Annotated in this window: 18 protein-coding genes; 8 read left to right on the forward strand and 10 right to left on the reverse strand. The window is 67.5% G+C overall.

Translation table 11 applies throughout. The features are described 5' to 3' along the window. From GO986_RS23420 to GO986_RS09230, 4 genes are all read right to left on the reverse strand, one after another. A partial coding sequence (locus GO986_RS23420) for a prolyl oligopeptidase family serine peptidase (RefSeq protein ID WP_369409261.1) occupies positions 1-2060 on the reverse strand: 2060 nt, incomplete at its 3' end. A gap of 105 nt (positions 2061-2165) precedes the next feature. Then, on the reverse strand, positions 2166-3113 hold the full coding sequence (locus GO986_RS09220; protein WP_157459005.1) for an acetyl-CoA carboxylase carboxyltransferase subunit alpha: 948 nt from the start codon (positions 3111-3113) through the stop codon (positions 2166-2168). Beyond that, positions 3110-3964 carry an acetyl-CoA carboxylase, carboxyltransferase subunit beta gene (gene accD, locus GO986_RS09225; protein WP_157459006.1) on the reverse strand — a complete coding sequence of 285 codons (855 nt, stop codon included), beginning with the start codon at positions 3962-3964 and terminating at the stop codon, positions 3110-3112. The genes GO986_RS09220 and accD overlap by 4 nt, the downstream gene beginning before the upstream one ends. Before the next feature lie 181 nt (positions 3965-4145). Beyond that, positions 4146-4589: a LapA family protein gene (locus GO986_RS09230; protein ID WP_157459007.1), complete on the reverse strand. Its 444-nt coding sequence runs from the start codon at positions 4587-4589 to the stop codon at positions 4146-4148. 97 nt (positions 4590-4686) lie between these two features. Here GO986_RS09230 and cutA point away from each other — a divergent pair, with 97 nt between their 5' ends. Next, positions 4687-5007: a divalent-cation tolerance protein CutA gene (gene cutA, locus GO986_RS09235; RefSeq protein ID WP_157459008.1), complete on the forward strand. Its 321-nt coding sequence runs from the start codon at positions 4687-4689 to the stop codon at positions 5005-5007. A gap of 61 nt (positions 5008-5068) precedes the next feature. On the opposite strand, the gene GO986_RS09240 is transcribed toward cutA, so the two are convergent. Then, positions 5069-5707 carry a hypothetical protein gene (locus tag GO986_RS09240; RefSeq protein ID WP_157459009.1) on the reverse strand — a complete coding sequence of 213 codons (639 nt, stop codon included), beginning with the start codon at positions 5705-5707 and terminating at the stop codon, positions 5069-5071. 275 nt (positions 5708-5982) lie between these two features. Then, entirely contained in the window at positions 5983-7062 is a 1080-nt protein-coding gene (locus GO986_RS09245) for a S1C family serine protease (protein WP_369409262.1), read from the reverse strand. A 132-nt stretch (positions 7063-7194) separates the two neighbouring features. Here GO986_RS09245 and GO986_RS09250 point away from each other — a divergent pair, with 132 nt between their 5' ends. The 4 genes from GO986_RS09250 (at position 7195) to GO986_RS09265 (ending at position 10072) form a co-directional block, all read left to right on the forward strand. Further along, positions 7195-7524: a PadR family transcriptional regulator gene (locus GO986_RS09250; protein ID WP_157459010.1), complete on the forward strand. Its 330-nt coding sequence runs from the start codon at positions 7195-7197 to the stop codon at positions 7522-7524. Next, the gene (locus tag GO986_RS22575) at positions 7521-8591 is read left to right on the forward strand and encodes a permease prefix domain 1-containing protein (RefSeq protein WP_198170554.1); all 1071 of its coding nucleotides are present in this window, start codon (positions 7521-7523) and stop codon (positions 8589-8591) included. Before GO986_RS09250 ends, GO986_RS22575 begins: the two co-directional genes overlap by 4 nt. A gap of 25 nt (positions 8592-8616) precedes the next feature. Further along, on the forward strand, positions 8617-9114 hold the full coding sequence (locus GO986_RS09260) for an EVE domain-containing protein (protein WP_157459011.1): 498 nt from the start codon (positions 8617-8619) through the stop codon (positions 9112-9114). Between the two features lie 280 nt (positions 9115-9394). Next, positions 9395-10072 carry a PIG-L deacetylase family protein gene (locus tag GO986_RS09265; RefSeq protein ID WP_157459012.1) on the forward strand — a complete coding sequence of 226 codons (678 nt, stop codon included), beginning with the start codon at positions 9395-9397 and terminating at the stop codon, positions 10070-10072. Positions 10073-10204: 132 nt separating this feature from the next. Here the strand turns inward: GO986_RS09265 and GO986_RS09270 are convergent, their stop codons facing one another. After that, positions 10205-10498, reverse strand: a complete 294-nt coding sequence (locus GO986_RS09270) for a hypothetical protein (protein ID WP_157459013.1) — start codon at positions 10496-10498, stop codon at positions 10205-10207. Between the two features lie 88 nt (positions 10499-10586). On the opposite strand from GO986_RS09270, the gene GO986_RS09275 reads away from it, so the two are divergent. Then, on the forward strand, positions 10587-12482 hold the full coding sequence (locus tag GO986_RS09275; RefSeq protein ID WP_157459014.1) for a putative bifunctional diguanylate cyclase/phosphodiesterase: 1896 nt from the start codon (positions 10587-10589) through the stop codon (positions 12480-12482). Positions 12483-12960: 478 nt separating this feature from the next. Here GO986_RS09275 and GO986_RS09280 read toward each other — a convergent pair whose 3' ends face one another. Next, on the reverse strand, positions 12961-14064 hold the full coding sequence (locus GO986_RS09280) for a M20 family metallopeptidase (protein ID WP_157459015.1): 1104 nt from the start codon (positions 14062-14064) through the stop codon (positions 12961-12963). Positions 14065-14129: 65 nt separating this feature from the next. Further along, positions 14130-14321: a hypothetical protein gene (locus GO986_RS09285; protein ID WP_157459016.1), complete on the reverse strand. Its 192-nt coding sequence runs from the start codon at positions 14319-14321 to the stop codon at positions 14130-14132. 267 nt (positions 14322-14588) lie between these two features. Here GO986_RS09285 and GO986_RS09290 point away from each other — a divergent pair, with 267 nt between their 5' ends. After that, positions 14589-16604, forward strand: a complete 2016-nt coding sequence (locus GO986_RS09290; RefSeq protein ID WP_157459017.1) for a S9 family peptidase — start codon at positions 14589-14591, stop codon at positions 16602-16604. Between the two features lie 138 nt (positions 16605-16742). Here GO986_RS09290 and GO986_RS09295 read toward each other — a convergent pair whose 3' ends face one another. Then, positions 16743-17894, reverse strand: a complete 1152-nt coding sequence (locus GO986_RS09295) for a glycosyltransferase family 4 protein (RefSeq protein ID WP_369409263.1) — start codon at positions 17892-17894, stop codon at positions 16743-16745. 59 nt (positions 17895-17953) lie between these two features. Here GO986_RS09295 and hisA point away from each other — a divergent pair, with 59 nt between their 5' ends. Further along, positions 17954-18712, forward strand: coding sequence for a 1-(5-phosphoribosyl)-5-[(5-phosphoribosylamino)methylideneamino]imidazole-4-carboxamide isomerase (hisA, locus tag GO986_RS09300; RefSeq protein WP_157459018.1), 759 nt, complete (start codon positions 17954-17956; stop codon positions 18710-18712). Positions 18713-18809: the final 97 nt, after the last annotated feature.

Consider the following 18809-nt stretch of genomic DNA (forward strand, 5'->3'; position numbering starts at 1 on the left):
CTCATGCTCAGCGCCCGCTCCAGAAAGGCGTAAAGGTCAGCGGCCTGTTCAATGACCAGCGCTGTGGGCTTACCGGCCCCGTGCCCCGCGCGGGTCTGAATGCGCAGCAGGGTTGGGGCGGGGCCGCCCTGCGCCCGCTGCAAGGCCGCCCCGAACTTGAAGGAATGGGCCGGCACCACCCGGTCGTCGTGGTCGCCGGTCGTAATCAGGGTGGCGGGGTAGCGCTCGCCTTCTTTCAGGGTGTGCAGCGGTGAATAGGCGCGCAGCACGTCGAACATGGCCGGATCGTCGCTGCGGCCGTAGTCGCTGGCCCAGGCCCAGCCGATGGTAAAGAGGTGGTAACGCAGCATGTCCAGCACGCCGACATCCGGCAGGGCCGCTGCGAACAGGTCTGGCCGCTGGGTCAGACAGGCGCCCACCAGCAGGCCGCCGTTGCTGCCGCCCTGAATCGCCAGCCGCTGCGGCGAGGTCCAACCTGTGGCCCCCAGGTGTTCGGCACAGGCGATAAAGTCGTCAAAGACATTCTGCTTGCGTTCCCTGGTCCCGGCCAGATGCCACTCCTCGCCGTATTCGGCGCCGCCGCGCAGGTTGGCCTGCACATACACCCCGCCGCGCTCCAGCCACGCCAGCCGCGACACACTGAAAGTCGGGGTCAGACTGACGTTAAACCCGCCGTAGCCGTACAGCAGCGTGGGGTGGGTGCCGTCCCTGGGCAGGCCGCGCCGCGCCACGATAAACAGGGGCACGCGCGTGCCGTCCGGGCTGGTGGCAAAGTCCTGGGTGACCTCATAGGGCGAGGAGTCAAAGGGCAGGGTCGGCTCGGCCAGCGGCTCAAGGTCGCCGTCCGGCAGGGTCAGGCGGTAGGGGGTCGTGGGAGCCAGAAAAGACGTGAAGGTGGCGTAGACCTCCGGGTCATCCGGGTGGGTGTTCAGGGCCAGGGTGCCGAAGGTGGGCAGAGCGATCTCGCGCTGCAGCGTGCCTTCGCGGCCGTACAGGTGCAGGCGGTGGCTGGCATCCCGCAGGGTCACCGTCAGCAGGCCGCCGGACACCACGTGCACGGCTTCCAGGGTGTCGGGTCCCTGGGGAATCAAGGTGCGGCGCTCGCCCGTCACGGCGTTCCAGGCCAGCAGTTGCCCGCGTGGGGCGTCCTCGTCGGTCTGCACGAACAGGGTGTCGCCGTCACTGCCGACCATCCAGTAGGCGGCCCGGAACTCGGAAACCAGTTCGGTGAAGGGGCCGTCCGAGGCCAGAGGGCGCACCCACAACAGCCTGCGCGGGTCGGTCCCCAGCCAGACCTGAACCACCAGATACCGCGCGTCCTCGGTGACGGTCGCTCCAAACCCCCAGTCCGGCTGGTCGGGGCGGGCCAGGATCAGTTGATCCTCAGCCTGAGGGGTGCCTAGGCGGTGAAACATCAGGCGCTGGCCCCTATTGGTGCCGGTCAGGGCTTCGCCGGCGACGGGGGCGTCGTAGGCGCTGTAATAAAAGCCGCTGCCGTCGGGGTGCCAGGCCGCGCCGCTGAACTTGCTCCAGTCCAGCCTCTCGGCGCTGTCCTGGCCGCTGTCAATGTCCCGCACCTGCCAGCGCTGCCAGTCGCTGCCGCCGCTCTGGGTGGCGTAGGCCAGCTGGCGCCCGTCGCGGCTGACCGAGGCGCCCGCCAGCGCCACTGTGCCGTCCCCGCTGAGGGTGTTGGGGTCCAGCAGGGAGCGCCACGGGCCGGTGGGGGCCGGCGCCGTTTCCAGCACCGGCTGGTTCAGGAGGCCAGGGTTATATATCCGGAAAGACCGCCCGCCGCGCGTCCAGGGCGCACCCGGCTTGGCGTAGTCCCACAGGGCGCTCAGGCGCTGGCGGTAGTGGGCACGAGCGGGCAGGGCCGCCAGAAACGCCTCGGTGACCTCGTTTTGCTCGGCCACCCAGGCGCGGGTCTGGTCACTGTCAGGGTCTTCCAACCAGCGGTATGGGTCCGGCACCGGCACGGCCTCGCCGCGCGCGTTCGTGTACACGTCTACGTGGTCGCCCCGGAGAGAAACCGGAACGGGCCGTGGGTGGGTTGAGGTCACGCCCGCATTGTTTCAGGTGTGGCGGAGGCGCGCATCAGCATGTTCGCAGAGCTACTCGAAGGGCCACGCCTTCTGAACGACGTGGCTCCTCTTCGGCTCCTTTTTTTATTCCCTATACGCGCCCAGTTTGCGGAAGCGGGCCGCACGGCTGGTCTTCAGGACCTCAGGAGTCTGCGCCATCAGGTCGCGCAGGTGACGGCTGACCGCCTCGCCCACCGCTTCGGCTGCCGCGTCGGCGTTGCCGTGGGCGCCGCCCAGCGGCTCGGGAATAACCTCTTCCACGATGCCCAGGGCCAGCAGGTCGGGGGCGGTCAGTTTCAGGGCCTCGGCGGCCAGAGGGGCCTTGCTGGCGTCTTTCCAGATGATGCTGGCCGCGCCTTCAGGCGAAATCACCGAGTACCAGGCATTTTCCTGAATCAGGACGCGGTTACCCACACCCACCGCCAGCGCCCCGCCACTGCCGCCCTCGCCAATCACCACATTGATGACAGGCACGCGCAGGGTCAGCATGCGGCGAATGCTCTCGGCAATGGCCCAGCCCTGGCCGCGCTCCTCGGCCTCCAGGCCGGGGTAGGCGCCCTGGGTGTCTACCAACGCCACCACCGGCAGGCCAAATTTGTCGGCCAGGTCCATCAGGCGCACGGCCTTGCGGTAGCCTTCAGGGTTGGCGCTGCCAAAGCGGCGCTTGATTTTGCTCTTGGTGTCGCGGCCCTTTTGTTGCAGCAGCAGCATGACCGGTACGCCCTGCCAGCGCGCCGGCCCGCCAATCAGGGCGGGGTCGTCGCCGTAGCGGCGGTCACCGTGCAGCTCGGTGAATTCGGTGCACAGGCGGTCTACATAGTCCAGGGCGGTGGGGCGGCCCTGGGCGCGGGCCAGCTGCACCCGCTCCCAGCGGCTGACCGGCTGCTGGGCCTGCTCGGTTTGCAGGCGCTGCACCTCGGCGCGCAGGGGATGAATGGCGGCGTCCAGATTCTGACCGGTCTTCTGCGCGGTGGCTTCCAGGTCGCGCACCCGCGCCTCCAATTCCCGCAGGGTGTCTTTCAGGGCGGTCATGCACTGGCCTCGCGTCTGGTGAGCAGCCCCAGCAGAGAGGCCAGGTAACTGCGCTGTTCACGCCGGTCCACCACGGCGTCCACCATGCCGTGTTCCAGTAGAAACTCGGCGCGCTGAAAGCCCTCAGGCAGATTCTGGCGGATGGTCTGCTGAATGACGCGCGGCCCTGCGAAACCAATCAGGGCGCCCGGCTCGGCCACAATCACGTCAGCAATCGTGGCGAAACTGGCGGTCACGCCCCCGGTCGTGGGGTCGGTCAAGATGCTGACATACGGCAGGCCACGCTCGGCCAGGGTTTCTAGCGCCACGGTGGTCTTGGCCATCTGCATCAGGGACAGGGCGCTTTCCTGCATGCGGGCGCCGCCGCTGGCGGTCACGATCAGCAGCGGCGTACCGGCTTCAGCAGCGTATTCGGCCGCGCGGGCAATCTCCTCGCCCACCACGCTGCCCATGCTGCCGCCCGAAAAGGCAAAGTCCATCACGGCGACGGTGACTGCCTGCCCCAGCAGGGTGCCGCGCCCAGTCAGGATGGCGTCGGGACGGCCCGTCTTTTTCTGCGCGCGGCGTAGACGCTCAAGGTAGCTCTCGGTGTCTACAAAGTTCAGGGCATCGGTGGGCTGAACCCGGCCCGAGTGCTGGACAAAGCTGCCCTCATCCAGCAGGACGCTGACGCGCTGCGCGGCGTCCAGCCGCAGGTGATGGCCGCACTTGGGGCACACAAAGGCGCTGGCTTCCAGCTCACGGTTATACAGCCCTTCTTTGCAGGCGGGGCACTGGGTCCACAGATCAGGCAGGTCGGTGCCCGGCTGCACTTGCGGGCGGCGACGGCGAAAGAAACGGTCAAGGGCCATGCGGTCAAACTCCTCGTCAGAAGGGTGAAAAACAGCGGCTGTGTGTCAAACAGTGCCGGTACAGGTGAAAACACAGACTTCCGGTGTGGCTTGTCCTGGCGCACCCGCCAGGCCGAACTTCCTACCCGCGCATTCTAGGGTGCCCCCTGCGGCTGCATTGCACCGGGTTCAAGGCGCGCGCCTAGCCCAGCTTGCCTTTCAGGTAGTCGTCCAGCTGCGCCAGTTGCAGGTTCAGGTCGCGGCTCAGGGCGTCCACACGCGCACTCAGGGCCGCCACCTCGCCGGCATTCTGGCCTGGTCCCAGGGTGTGAAACCGGGCGTCCAGATGCTCCTGCAATTGGGCAAAGCGGCTGCCTTCCTGGCTGTCCAGGCTGACCCGCAGGGCTTCCATATCGCGCAGCAGCCGAGCGCTGTCGGCCTGGGCCCGCAGACCCGCAATTCCCGCCCAGGCGTAAAACAGCACCATCAGCAGGGTGCCCAGAATGAGCAGAATCAGCCCCATCGGCACGCCCTGATAGGTCACGAAGCCCAGGCTCAGGGTGTGCGGAAACATCAGCGCGTTGGTGTTCAGCAGGGCAAACAGCCCGAGCAGCACCAGTAGAACAATCAGGACCACCGTCCGCATAGGGGGCAGCCTACCTTGCAGCACCCCTGCCGCCACTTGTGGGAACGTTCACGCACCCTCTGCTCCTCATGCCGCCCCGGCGTATGCTGCACTTCTTATGTCACTTGTCGTGCTGGTCACCCTTCCCCCGGAACGGGCGCTGGATTTGGCCCGGATTCTCGTCAGTGAACACCTGGCTGGTTGCGTCAATATCGTGCCGGGTCTGCAAAGCGTCTACCGCTGGCACGGCGACGTGGCCGAGGACCCTGAAAGTCTGCTGCTGATTAAAACCAGCGGCGAGCAGTACCCCGACCTTGAGGCCCGAATCAAGGCCCTGCACCCCTATGAGGTCCCCGAGATTATTGCCCTGCAATACGACCGCGCCCTGCCCGAATTTCAGGCGTGGCTGCGCGGCGCCCTGGAACCGGGTTCAAGGTAAAGCCCAGGCAAAAAAGAGTCCCCCGGCCAGGTAGCCGGGGGGTTTTTGTTGGAAACCTCTTTCAGGAAAAGTCGGACAAGATGACCTTGGGGTTCTTGACCTTGAAGGAGATGGTGCAGCCGGCCAGGCTGTCCTTATCGGCGGTAATTTCAGCAGTGACGCTGGCCTGGTTGGGGCCGCCCTGGGTCAGCACCCGGATAAAAGCGTCGGTGTCGGCAGCGCCCGCTTTCACGCTGGCCACTGTGTCGGACACGGCGTAGGTGCCGGTCGCGCCCTGACGGGTCAGCGTAAAAACCGTGCCCGGCGCGGCGCTGAACATGGCCTTGCCCGAGGCGTCACTGACCTCGACCTTGAGCGACTTGAGGGTCACAGCTGCGGTGGCCGGCGCCGTCAGCAGGCAGGTCCCTGCCAGCGTGGCCTCACTGAAACCGGCCTGGAACTCCAGGGCGTGCGGGCGGATATCAAACGGCACGTCCTTGGGATAGGCGATGTCTGCAAAGGTTTCGCCGCGCGTGGAGTAACTGACGCTGCCCTTGACGGCGGCGGGTTGCAGCGCCGAGTCCGAGGTCAGGGTCTTGCCTTCCAGGCCAGCCGGGTTGGTCACGGTTTGCGGCGGCACGAAAGCGCCGACCACCTTGCCGCAGCTGGCAAGGGCGGCCATCAGGCTCAGAAGAGCAACGGTCTGGGACAGCTTGTTCATAGGGACTCCTTGCGAGGGACAGGGTCACGGAACTGACCTCTTGTCCATAAAGTTTAGCCAAAGCGGCCTCTCATGTCATCGGTCACGGTTCATGGAGGTCTTGAGGTTTCCGGGCACAGTCAGCTGCAAGAGTTCTGTCAGAGACGAGACCTGCACTCACTGTGGCCCCAGAGGCGAGCGGAGCCATGCAGTCGGACACACCGGCGATTCTCTGACATTGAGGTGGAGCTGCACCGCCTTCAAAGCAGCGCACAACCGCTGTCAGGCGCTTCCTCTTACTCTTCCAGATTCACGCTGGCCTTGGGCACCAGGACCACTCGCGTTTCGCGGAGTTCCTCGCCGCGCTGGTAGGTCAGGGTGACCGTGTCGCCCACAGCTAAGCGGCGCACCGCCTGAATGACGGCGTTGGCGTCGCGGGTTCGCTGACCATTGACCCGGACAATCACGTCGCCCAGGCTGACCAGCTTCCCCTGACCGTCACGCACGTTGCCGCGTAGCCCCGCCCGCTCCGCAGGACTGCGGCGGGCCACGCCGTCGATGACGCCGCCCGCCAGCTCGGTGCGGCCACTGTGGACCGTATCGAAAATCAGCCCCACCACCGGCACATCTTTCGTTTCTCCGGCTCTCAACGAGGCAATCAGGGCGTTGCCCTCAGTGACAGGCACGGCGTAGCTGCGCCGGGTCTGGCCGCTGACATCCACGCTGATGTAACTGACCACCCCGATGGCCTGTCCATTGCCGTCAATGATGGGGCCGCCGCTGTCCCCAGGCGCCAGCGGCGCCGTCATTTCGAGGGTGCCCTGCGGGAACGTCACGTCGCTGGACGGCGTGTCCAGGCCCAGCAGTTGCCCGCGCCGGGGCTGCAGGAAGTCACCCCCACTGTTGCCCACCGCCAGCACCGTTTCGCCCACGCGTGGCGGACGGGTGGCCAGCTTGAGGTAAGGAAAGGGGCCGCGCCCCCGCACCTGGAGCAGCGCCACGTCCGCGCTGGCGTCAAAGGCCGTCACCTGCGCCGAATACGAGCGCCCCGAGAGCGTGCTGACCTGAAATAGGCGGCCCCCGCTGACCACGTGGTAGGCGGTCAGGACCTGCCCGGTCTCGCTGATGAAAAAGCCCGTGCCGATGCCCGCGTTGCGGGTGCTGGGGTTCACGCTTTCCACGCGCACGCTGGCCGGGCGGCTTTTCTCGAAGAGGGCGCGTGTGGCGGCCGGAAGTTGATTGGGCAGGGCTGGGGCCGCAGACGGGCCGGGCACCGTGACCACCGGCGCCGGCTGAAACGGCAGCCGCAGGTCGGGCAGCAGGTAGGCGGCCAGCGCCAGCAGCAGCAAAACAGGAAGCCAGGGCGAAGCGCGCACGCAGTCAGTGTAGAGCGCCGGCCAAGCGGCGACGGTGGCGAAGGGCACGGGGTCAGCCAGGGCCACATCCTTAGTTGACAAGGTAGTGGGCGTTCACTACCTTGTGATGCAAGAGACTGCGGGAGGCCCCTGATGAACCCACTGAAATCTGGCACGCTTGACCTGGCCCTACTGGCCGCTTTGCAGGATCAGCCCCGCTACGGCCTGGACATTCTGAAACACGTCAACGGGCGCAGCGGCGGCCTGTTTGACCTGAAAGAAGGCAGCCTGTACCCGGCGCTGCACCGCCTGGTAAAAGCAGGCTGGGTCCAGAGCGAATGGCAGCCCAGCGACCGGGGCGGGGCGCCGCGCAAGGTCTACCGCCTGACTGAGGACGGCCGGCGCGCCCTGCACGCCAAGCGCCAGGAGTGGCAGACCTTACGCGGCGCGCTGGACGCCCTGCTGCTAGGGCGGCTGGCATGAGGGCCGCCCGCACACCCCGCCCGGCGCGCCGCGCCGCCCTGACCCTGGAAGCCTACCTGCGCCGCGCCACCCGTGGCCTGCCCGCCGCCGAGCGCCTGGACGCCGCCGCCGAACTCCGCACGCACCTGCTGGGCCGCGTGGCCGAACACCAGGCTCAGGGCTTTTCCCGTGAGGAAGCCGAGTTTCTGGCGGTGCGGGCGATGGGTGACCCACAGCCGGTCAACCGGGGCTTGCTGGGCCACGCCTTCACGCACCGCGCCGGCTGGTTGACCCTGGGCGCGCTGCTGCTGAGCGGCCTGGGCTGGGTGACCTACCGGGAGTGGCTGCCCCCACGTGAAGGCGCGCGGTTTGAGGCTGTCAATCAGCAGGATGTTGCCGCTCTTTTCGCCGCTTCGGATGCTCCGCGGGGCATTTATCAGGCTGTGACTCTGACCTTACCGAAGGGCACACAGTCGGTCATCTTCGCCCACCTCTCCGGGTCGGCTGGGGGCCGTCAGGACAACCTGATGGTCAACACCTATCCCGCCGCCAAAGTGACTGCTCAAAACATCCGGGGCCGCATTCCAGGCAGTTACCGCGACCAGCTTCGCCTGCTGCTGACCACACAGCGCCTGACTTGCGGGGGGCAGCCGCAGGCCAGGCTCTACGCAGCAGAGCGCCCCTGGCCTTCTCCTTTCTGGAACACCGGCGCCCACCTGAGTGGCGGCGCCGTGAGTGCGTCCACAGAGGCCTGTGACGATCCCAGGGTGCGCCTGCGTGAACGGGGCAATCTCTTCCGGACTGTGGTCAGGCCCGATGGAGAGAATGCGGTGCTCACCGGCCACCAGCCCCTCCACCTGAACGAATGGACGGTCCTGGCCCGCCTGATTGTTGATCCGCAGGCCGACCCCGATGCTTCTGGCTTGCCTGTTGGGGGCTACAGCAACCAGGCGCGTGGGAGTTACGTCGCCGTCATGCCGCTCAACAGGACAGCGGGGGCGTGGGACGGCTCCTCGGAGCGCCCTGGCCTGATCCGGTTGTCCACCGAGCGCGAACCGCTGCCCCCCCTACCGCCCGCCGTGCCCTGAGGCGCTCTCCCCTACCCTGAGGGGTATGCGGTACTGGCTGCTGAAATCTGAACCCGACGTCTTCGGCTACCCTGATCTAGAGCGCGCCGGACGCGAACCCTGGAACGGCGTGCGCAACTATCAGGCCCGCAATTTTCTGCGCGAAATGGCCGAGGATGATCTGTGTCTCTTTTACCACTCCAACGCCAAACCCCCCGGCGTGGCCGGCGTGGCTCGGGTGGTGCGCGCCGCCCACACCGACAACCTGCAATTTGAGGCCAGCAGTCCTTACTTTGACCCCAAAAGCACCCCAGAGGCCCCGCGCTGGAGCATGGTGGAGGTGGCCCCGGTGCAGGCCTTGCCCCGCGTGGTCACGCTGGACGAGTTGCGCGCCCTGCCCGAGTGGGCTGGGTCACCGCTGACTGGCAAAGGCTCGCGCCTCAGTGTGCTGCCGGTCACAGCCGAGCAGTGGCACAGCGCGCTGCTGGCCTCTGGCCTGGCGCCGGAGGACGCTGAACACCACTTACTGACCGCCGGTCTTTGAAAACAGGCCAGGGCAGGCGTACAGTTCAGGCGTTTAGCCACAATTCATCTGATGTTGAGACGTTTCGCACAAGTGACCGGGTCACTGTCACATGAACGTCAGATAAAGAAAGGGAGAATGCCGTATGGAATTGCTGCTGGCTTTGATGGTCATCATCGTGTCGCTCATGCTGGCGGCCTGGCAAGGCGGCCCGGCGCGGCCCAAGCGTTCAAAACACTAGGCGCCGGACCTGCCCGGCACCCCGCTTCCGCCTTAAAACCCGTGCGCTACCCTGCGGGGCATGACCGACGCTCGCCTGCATCTGCTGCTGATCGTGCCGCACCCCGACGACGAGGTGTACGGCGCCGCTGGCACCCTGATGGCCCACCTGGCCGCCGATGAGCCGTGCGGCCTGGTGACCCTGACGCGGGGCGAGGCGGGGCGCACCCTGGGGCTGTGTGATTCTCCAGAGTCCCTGGCCCGCATGCGTGAAGCAGAGCTGGGCGCCTGCCTGGACGTGATTGGCCTGACCTGTCACGCCGGCAGCACCTTTGAACACCATCACTTTCCAGACAAATACCTGGCGCAGCAGCCCTTTGACCCCCTGGTCGAAACGGCCCGCGAGGCCATCACCCGCCTGCGGCCCCGCATTGTGCTGACCTTTCCCCCCAATGGCAGCAACGGTCACCCCGACCACGTCACCACTCACCGCGCGGTTAAGGCCGCCTGGGAGAGCCTGCCCCAGCAGGAGCGCCCCCGCCTGTGGTACTACGCCAGCGACACGCCACCCGAGCAGGAGGCCCTGCGGCCCGAGTGGCTGCCGCCCAACGTGCGCCGGGACGTGACGCCATTTATCACTCGCAAGTTGCAGGCCATTGCCTGCCACCGCACCCAGGCCCTCAGCACCGTGGACTTTATCCGGCGCTTTCCGGGACGCATCACTGAAGAAACGTTCTACGAAGTGCCGCAGGAGGGCTAAACCGGAGGGTGTCGGCAACGACGACCTCCCTGGACAGGATTGGGAAGTCCACCTCCATCCGCCTCCTTTGACGCTCACTCTGAAGCCTCTTCTCTCAAGCTGCTTGAACGGTTCTGAGGTCAGTGTCTGTCTCTAGTCTTCCCACTCGCTGACCGGCACAAAGTCCAGATTCTCGCCTTCAGTGGCAGTCACGCGGTAGGCGCGGTCAAAGCGGACCAGCAGTTCCCCCCGGTCCAGATGCTGCGGGGACACCACCGGCTTGCGAAACAGAAAGCCGCCCTCGTCGGCGCCGATGTGGGCCCCTTTGGTAAAGCGGAACTCCACGAGCTCGCCGTGGGGCCGGGTTCTGACACGCACCCGGAACACCTGGGGACTGTCCTGTTTCACGTAGGGGCTGGGCTTGGGCTTGCGGAACAGGCTGAACATGGGGTCCTCCGGGGCGGCGGGCGCCCGCGCAGAATACCCCCCAGACAGCCTGTGAACCCTGCGGGCGCTGCGCGGTAGGGTAGGAGGTATGGAGCCGGGCGCGTCCATGACCCAGGACCTGCGGAGCGCGTGGCGGCGCATGTTGCTGCTGGGCCTACCGGCGGTGCAGCTGTCTATTGTGGCCGCGCTGGCGTTCTCACGCGGCGATACCTGGGACACGACCTACGACCCCCCGCTGTACGGGGTCATGAGCGCCATGCTGGTGGTCTGCTGGGTGGCGGTGCTGCGCGGCTGGGCGTCCATCCGGCAACTGACGCTGCTGATTACGGCAGGCAGCGGTCTGTTTTTAAATGCCAAGTTGCTGCTGCTGGGCCTGACCCTGGGGGGCCAGCGGGCGCAGGTGCTGGAGGTTCTGGAAACCCTGGTGTGGCTGCCCACCGTCATCACCTGGACCATGCTGACCGACCTGGCGCGCGAGGTTCGCCGCCTGCTGGGGGCGCTGCTGTGGGTGACAGCCGGCGTGAGCGCCTCTCTGGTGCTGTGGCCTCTGGCCCAGGGACAGCCCCTGACACCGGACCTGCCGCTGGCCCTGCTGCAAATCAACCTGGCGGCGGCCGTCAGTCTGTACGGCGCGTCCTTTTTCATGCAGCGCAACGACGCGCTGGGCCGCCTGCACGGCGAGCAGCGCGTCTTGCAGTCGCTGGTGTACACCGACCTGCTGACTGGCCTACCGGGCCGCGTGCGCCTGCACGAGGAGCTGCGCCGCCTGTCGGATGAGGTCGGCGCGCCCTTTGCCGTGCTGTTTGTGGACGTGGACGCCTTTAAGGTCGTCAACGACACCCTGGGCCACGCCGCAGGCGACGACCTGCTGCGGGGCCTGGCCGCTGAATTGCAGCGCCTGGCGGGCGCAGACGCCCAGGTGTACCGCCTCAGTGGGGACGAGTTCGTGGTGGTGCTGCCGGGGGCTGACCACAGGGCGGCCCAGGACACGGCCCAGCGCCTTCTGCAGACACCTGTGCTGCCCAGCCTGCGCATCGGGGTGGACACCACGGTCAGCATCGGTATCAGCCTGTATCCCGACGACGCCGCCCAGCCCGACGACCTGCTGCGCCACGCCGACAGCGCCATGTACGCAGTCAAGCGGGCCGGGCGGCGTCAGGTGCGGCGCTACCACCCCGAGCAGGACGCCGCCACCGAGCGTTTTCAGGTCTTGGCCCGCGACCTCGGGCACGCACTGGCGCGGCGGGAACTGTCGCTGCGTTTTCAGCCGGTGTACCGCCTGCGGGACCTCACGCCCGTCAAGGCCGAGGCGCTGCTGCGCTGGAGCCACCCTGCGCTGGGGCAAGTGTCGCCGGCCGAATTTATTCCGGTGGCTGAGCGCGTGGGCCTGATTGTGCCGGTGGGCGAGTGGGTGCTGCGCGCCGCCTGCCGCTCGGCATTGGGCTGGCCGGGGCTGGTGGTGAGCGTGAATGTCAGCCCAGTGCAGCTGCTGCATCCCGAATTCGGCGCCACCGTGCGCGGCGCCCTCCATGACACAGACCTCCCCCCTCATCACCTGGAGCTGGAGTTAACCGAGACCGCTGTCCTGTACGAGGACGACCGCGCCGCCGCCACCTTGCAGGAGCTGCGCGACCTGGGCGTGCGGGTCAGCATTGATGATTTTGGCTCGGGCTATTCCAACCTGGCGCGGCTGCGCACCATGCCCATTACTGGCATGAAACTGGACCGCTCGCTCACGGCGGACCTGACGAGCGACCAGGCCGGCTCTTTTGTCCACGCCCTGACGCGCGCCGCCCTGGAGATCGCCCGGAACATGCGCGCCGACCTGACGGCCGAGGGCATCGAGACCCCCGCCCACCTCAGCGCCCTGCGTGAATTGGGGTGCCCCCTGGGCCAGGGACACGGGCTGTGCCGCCCCATCACCGCGCCGGAACTGTCAGCGCTGCTGGCCGCCCCCCGCACCGCTCAACCAGAAGGCGCCTGACCGGAGAAAAGGAGAGGCGGCTCTATACGGAGTCCGTCTGTTCCGTTTACAAATCAGGAAAGAACTGTTGTGTAAATTCCACGCCCGGAACCCTCTCTATCTCGCTCCTCTCAGAGTTCATCTTTGATGCAGACGATTCAATGGGAGTCCGTATTAGTAGGTCTCTTTCCTACAGCTGTGAGACGGCCGGCCAGCTAGTGCACGACCACAGGATTGAGCAGGGCAAAAGTGCGGCCGACTGGGAATGGTAATTCTCGGTCTACGACGGCCTAAAACACTCTCATCATCGCGGAACAATAGACCCAGTCATGCCTTTGGTCATCCACTAGAGGCGTCGGCCATTCATCTACCAAGCTGTTTTCTGGGCTTCCCCAATTCATATTCAAAGAAGCAGCCACCCACAAGTCCATCAGCGGCGAAAGAGAACCCGTCAAGCCCCTGCTAGTTCACCTTGGACACCTACACCCTCTTCTGGCTTCTAAAACGTCCTGAGCAACTCGGTCAGCAGCTGAACGTGGCTGGGCCAGCGGTCCAGGCGCACATGCTCGTGGGCAGCGTGGGCGCCGTCGCCAGGCGCCCCCAGGCCGTCCAGGGTGGGGGTCAGGGGCGCCGTAAAATTGCCGTCGCTGCCGCCCCCCACCACCGCCCGGCCCAGCTCGAAACCCAGCGTCTGGGCCACACCGCGCGCCTGTTCGTACAGGACCAGGGTGGCCGGGCCTTCTTCAAAGGGCGGGCGGTTCAGGCCACCGGATACCTCAACTGTCACGCGCGGGTCCTTGGGGCGCCAGGCCAGGACAGCGGCCTCCACCCGCTCGGCCTCGGCCAGGGTGGACACGCGAAGATCGGCGTGCAGGGTGCAGTGGGCAGGAATGACATTCACAGCGCTGCCCCCACTGATGAGGCCCACACTGACCGTCGTGCCGGCCTCCGGGCGGGCCAGGGCGTGCAGCGCCAGCACGGCTTCGGCCCCGGCGCCGATAGCGCTGGCCCCTTCCTCGGGCTTGTTACCTGCGTGGCTGGCAATGCCGGTCAGGGTCAGGGTAAAGGTGCCGGTGCCCTTGCGCCCAGTCTTGAGGGCGTGGGTGTCGGCCACCGGCGGCTCCACGACCAGGGCCGCGCGGCTGGTCCGGGCCGCCGCCTCGATGTGGGCGCGGCTGCTCTCACTGCCGGTTTCCTCGTCGGGTGAGAGGAGTACCCGCACGCCGCCGCGTGGCCACTGAAGCTCCAGCGCCCTCAGGGCATGAATGAGGCCCACGATGCCGGCCTTCATGTCGTAGGTGCCGGGGCCGTAAAGCCGCTCGCCGTCCACACGCAGCGGCATCTGCTCCAGGGTGCCGCGCGGCCACACGGTATCGGCGTGCGTCAGGACCAGCAGCGGCGGCGCGGCGCCGTCTACCCCCAACTCGAAGGTGCGGGTGCCGCCGCTCAGGTGCGTTACCTGAGCGCCCAGGTCGCGCGCCCAGCCTTCGACTATGTCCATCACACGTTCAATGCCCTCTCTGTCTCCAGAGGGCGATTCAATCTCAGCCAGGCGGCGCAGGTCAGCCTGAAGGGCGCCCAAGTCAGGGGTCATGCCCGTCATGCTAGCGGCAAACGCAGACGCCCCGTCGGCAAAGGGGCGGGGCGCACGGACCTGTCTTCGCAGGCTCAGGTCAGCAGGGCGACTTGCTGGGCATCGACACGCAGCTTGGCGCTACCCTTGAGGTACAGGTCGTGGATAGCCTGCTTGCCAAACAGGCGCGCCAGGCGGGTGCTGGTCATTTCAACGGTCCGGCCGGCAAATTTCAAACGAACGACGTCAAATGTGCCGGGAACCCAGGTGCAGGACAGCTCTTGCATGGTGAACCTCCAAAAGCAGGAAAGAGACTGGGGACGGCGGCGGACAATCTGCCGTGAGGAAGCAGACAGAAAGGTGGGAACAGACCGGATTGGGCCGGTACAGTCAGGTTACGGTAAGCCTGTCTGGGAATGGGGAGACTTCTTCCATTCTGCGTTGGGAAAGTCATCATCAATGCCTGGGCAAACATCGGCTGGGAGCGTTTCCAGCGAAATTGGGTGATGGGCCCCGCGGTGTGCTTGATCAACGGTTGTGCTTGACTGATGCCCATGATTCAGCCCAGCTCGGCCCGGCCTGGCCCAGACAGTTTGCTGCACCTTCAGTTTCCGTCGGACCCGCAGGTCAGCCCCGACGGCCAGCGGGTGGCCTTCGTCCTGACCCGCACCGAGGAGGAGGACCCCCGCAAGCCCGACCCCGCCTTTGCCAGGCCGCGCTACAAGGGCCAAGTGTGGCTGGCAGACGAGAACGGGACCCGCCCCCTGACGCACGGCCCCGGCCGCGACGGGTCGCCGCGCTGGTCGCCGGACGGGCAGACCCTGGCCTTAACCCGCAAGGCCGGCGAGGGGGGCGCGCAGCTGTACCTGCTGCCCCTGTCGGGCGGCGAGGCCCGCCAGGTCACGCACCTGCGCGGCGGGGTGCAGGACGTGAGCTGGAGTCCTGACGGCGCGCACATCGCGTTCCTGAGCACCGCTGACGATGAGGACAAGCGCGATGAGCGCGGCGAAGCGCGGGTCATTACCCGGCCGCGCTACCGCTTTAACGGCCGCGACTGGCTGCCTGAACGCGCCGCGCGCCTCTTCCTGCTGACCGTGGCCAGCGGCGAGCTGCGCGAGTGGTACGCGCCTGAAGTTGAGGTCAGCACCTGCGCCTGGCTGCCAGACAGCAGCGGCGTGCTGCTGGTGGGCTCTGCCAGTCACCTGCACGCCGCGCAGTGGCAGCAGGAGGTCTGGCACCTGCCGCTGGGCGGCGAGGCGCGGCAGGTCACGCGCTGGAACTCAGCCATTCAGGCGGTGGTGCCGCACCCGGACGGCGCGCGCTTCGTGGTAGTCGGCCGCCCCGAAGGCCAGGGCAACACCGAACACGCGCACCTGTACCTGCTGCCCCTGGACGGCAAGGGAGACCCGCAGCGCCTGGACCCCGGTCACGACTCGCCGGTAGGCAACCTGGTCGGCGGCGACTGCCATGTGGGCGCCCTGCCCGAGCGGCCGGTGTGGCTGGATGAGCGCACGCTGCTGTTTTCCTCGACGGTGCGCGGCAGCTGCGGCCTGTTCAGGGCGGCGCAGGACAGCGCCGGGCAGTGGCAGGTGGCTGCCCACGACCATGACCCGCAGGCCGTGATTGCCGCCTTCACGGCGCGGGGCGGCGGCGTGGCCCTCATCCGGGAACGGGCTGACCGCTTTCCCGAGGTGGAGCTGAACGGCGTGACGGTCACCGACCTGCACGCCCGTCTCCCCTTCCCGGGCCGCACCCCGCAGCGCGTGGGCTTTGCCACCGAGCTGGGGGAAGGCGAAGGCTGGGTGCTGCTGCCCGGCGGCGAAGACCCGGCAAAGGTGCCGGCCCTGCTCAGCATTCACGGCGGCCCTCACACGGATTACGGCCACGCCTTTACGCATGAATTTCAGCTGCTGGCGGCGCGTGGCTACGGGGTGTGCTACAGCAATCCGCGCGGCAGCGTGGGCTACGGGCAGGCCTGGGTGGACGCCATTCATGGCCGCTGGGGCAGTGTGGACGCCGACGACCTGCTGAGCTTCTTTGACCGCTGCCTGGCGACCTTTCCGGTGCTGGACGACACGCGCACGGCGGTCATGGGCGGCAGCTACGGCGGCTATATGACCAACTGGCTGACCGGGCACACCACCCGCTTTCAGGCGGCGATCACCGACCGCTCTATCTGCAACCTGCTGTCGTTTGGCGGCACCAGCGACATCGGCCTGCGCTTCTGGGACGACGAACTGGGCCTGAATTTTCACCGCCGCGCCGACGCCCTGCGGCTGTGGGACATGAGCCCGCTGCAGTGGGCCGAAGACGTGCGCACGCCCACCCTGATCGTGCATTCGGTGCTGGACCACCGCTGCCCCATTGAGCAGGCCGAGCAGTGGTACGCCGCCCTGACGCTGCACGGCGTGCCGGCCCGCTTTGTGCGCTTTCCCAGCGAGGACCACGAGCTGTCACGCTCGGGCCGCCCGGACCGCCGCCTGACGCGCCTGACCGAATACCTGGCCTGGCTGGAGCAGTGGCTGGCACCAGAGAAAGTCTCGGCGTCGCCTGAAGCTGTGAGCCGGTAGGAGTTCTTCCTTCCAAGGGCAGGCGGTGCCGGAGGTTGCGGTGCCGCCTGCCCTTGTCCAAAGTCCATCTGCTCCGCACACATCCCAAGACCGGTGTATGGGCTCCAGGTCTGGAGCCCACCCTCCTTCCTCCCCGACTTACCGGCGCTTGCTCTGCCCGGCCGTGACCCGTTCGTAAATCTGTTCCAGCGCCCTGGCACGGCCGGCCAGGTCGTAACGGCCAGCGCTGGCCCGGGCACCGGCCTGTAAGCCCAGAAGGCGGTCCGGGTGCAGGGTGTCGAGCAGGCCCCCCGCCAGCGCGCTGGGCGAGGCGTCCCGAATGGTGCCGTTCACGCCTTCCTCGATCAGGTCCAGGGCAGCCGGGCTGCGGGCGGCCACCAGGGGCGCGCCGGCGGCCAGCGCTTCAATCATGCTCATGGGCAGGACCTCGCTGGTGCTGGCGGTCAGGAAGGCGTCGGCGGCGGCCAGGGCCTCGGGGACGCGGGCGTAAGGCACGGGGCCAGTAAAGGTCACGCCTTCGCGCGCTTCGCGTTCCAGGGCGGCGCGGCTGGGCCCGTCGCCCACCACCAGCAGGCGCAGTTCCGGGCGGCTGGCACGGGCCTGGTCAAAGGCGCGCAGCATCACGTCCAGATTCTTCTCGGGGGCCAGGCGACCCAGCGACACCACCAGCGGGGTCTCTGGGGCAATGTGAAACTGCGCGCGAAACGCCGCGCCGTCGGCGGCCTGAAACGAGGCGAGGTCCACCGGATTCGGAAACAGCTCGACCTCGCCTGCGTAACCGTACTCGCGCAGCATGTCCACCATCGCCTGACCGGGGGCCAGCACCGCCGAGACCCGGCGGGCAAAAGCGCCCACATGCGGGCGCAGCACCGCGCGGCCCACCCGCTTGGGCATAGGCGCGTAGTGCAGGTACTGGTCGTACTGGGTGTGCGCCGTGTACACCACCGGCGCCCCCGCCAGGCGCCCCCACTTGAGGGCCAGGCCCCCAGCCAGAAAGGGGTGCATGGTGTGCAGCACGTCCAGATCGCGCAGCGGCAGCCGGGACGTGAGCAGCGGCCCCGGCGCCAGCATGACCGGGTAGTCGGCCGGGGCGCCCAGCGCCCGCGCGCCGGCAAATGAGGAATTCAGGCGGTATACGCCGTCCTCGTGGGGGGGCATCTGGGGGTGACGCGGCGCAAAGATCCGCACGTCGTGGCCACGTTCACGCAGCCCCCGGGCAAACAGGGCGGTGCTGGTCGCCACCCCATTGCGGGAAGGCAGGTAAGTGGCCGTGACAATCCCAACGCGCACGGGGGCAGTGTAGCCTTCCCGCGCCGCACCTGTGGCTGGCCGCCCGTATCCTGGGGCCCATGAGCCTGCCGCCTGCCCCCCTCATCATTCCCTGCGTAGACATTCAGTCGGGCCGCGCCGTGCGCCTGTACGAGGGCGACCCCGAGCGCGAAACCGTGTATTTCGAGTCGCCGCTGGAGGCCGCGCGCCATTGGGCGGGCCTGGGGGCCGGGCTGGTGCATCTGGTGGACCTGGACGCCGCCACCGGGCGCGGCGAGAACCGCGCCGTCATCCGGCAGGTGGCCGCCGAGCTGGGCGTGCCGGTGGAGGTGGGCGGCGGCATTCGCAGCCGGGACGCCGCCGAGGAGCTGCTGGCGCTGGGCGTCGAGCGGGTGGTCATCGGCACCGCCGCCGTCAAGAATCCCGAGCTGGTCCGCGACCTGATTGCCGCCCACGGCCCGGAGCGCGTGGTGGTCAGCCTGGACGCACGCGGCCTGGAAGTCGCCACCCACGGCTGGGCGCAGGGCAGTGGCCTGGAGGTCGCCGAGCTGACCCCGGTGCTGGCCGGGGCCGGCCTGGAAACCCTGATTTTTACCGACGTGACCCGCGACGGCACCCTCAGGGGCCTGGACCGCGACCTGATGCGGCAGGTGCGGCAGCTCTGGACCAACACCCTGATTGTGGGCGGCGGCGTGGCTGACGTGGCCGACGTGGCCTTGCTGCAGGGGGAACGCATCGAAGGCGCCATCGTGGGCCGGGCCATCTATGAGGGGACCCTGCCCTATCCGGTGGAACTGGGCGTGGGCACGAGGCAGGAGGATTTGGGACAACTGGGGTGAGGGACAGGGGCAGTTCCCCAGCTGAGGGCGACGGTCGCGAGCACAGTCACCAGCAAGGCGGAGCGTGAGCCTCCTTCCCCTCGCTGCCTGTCAGAAC

Source organism: Deinococcus arboris (assembly GCF_009755355.1).
Classification (GTDB): domain Bacteria; phylum Deinococcota; class Deinococci; order Deinococcales; family Deinococcaceae; genus Deinococcus; species Deinococcus betulae.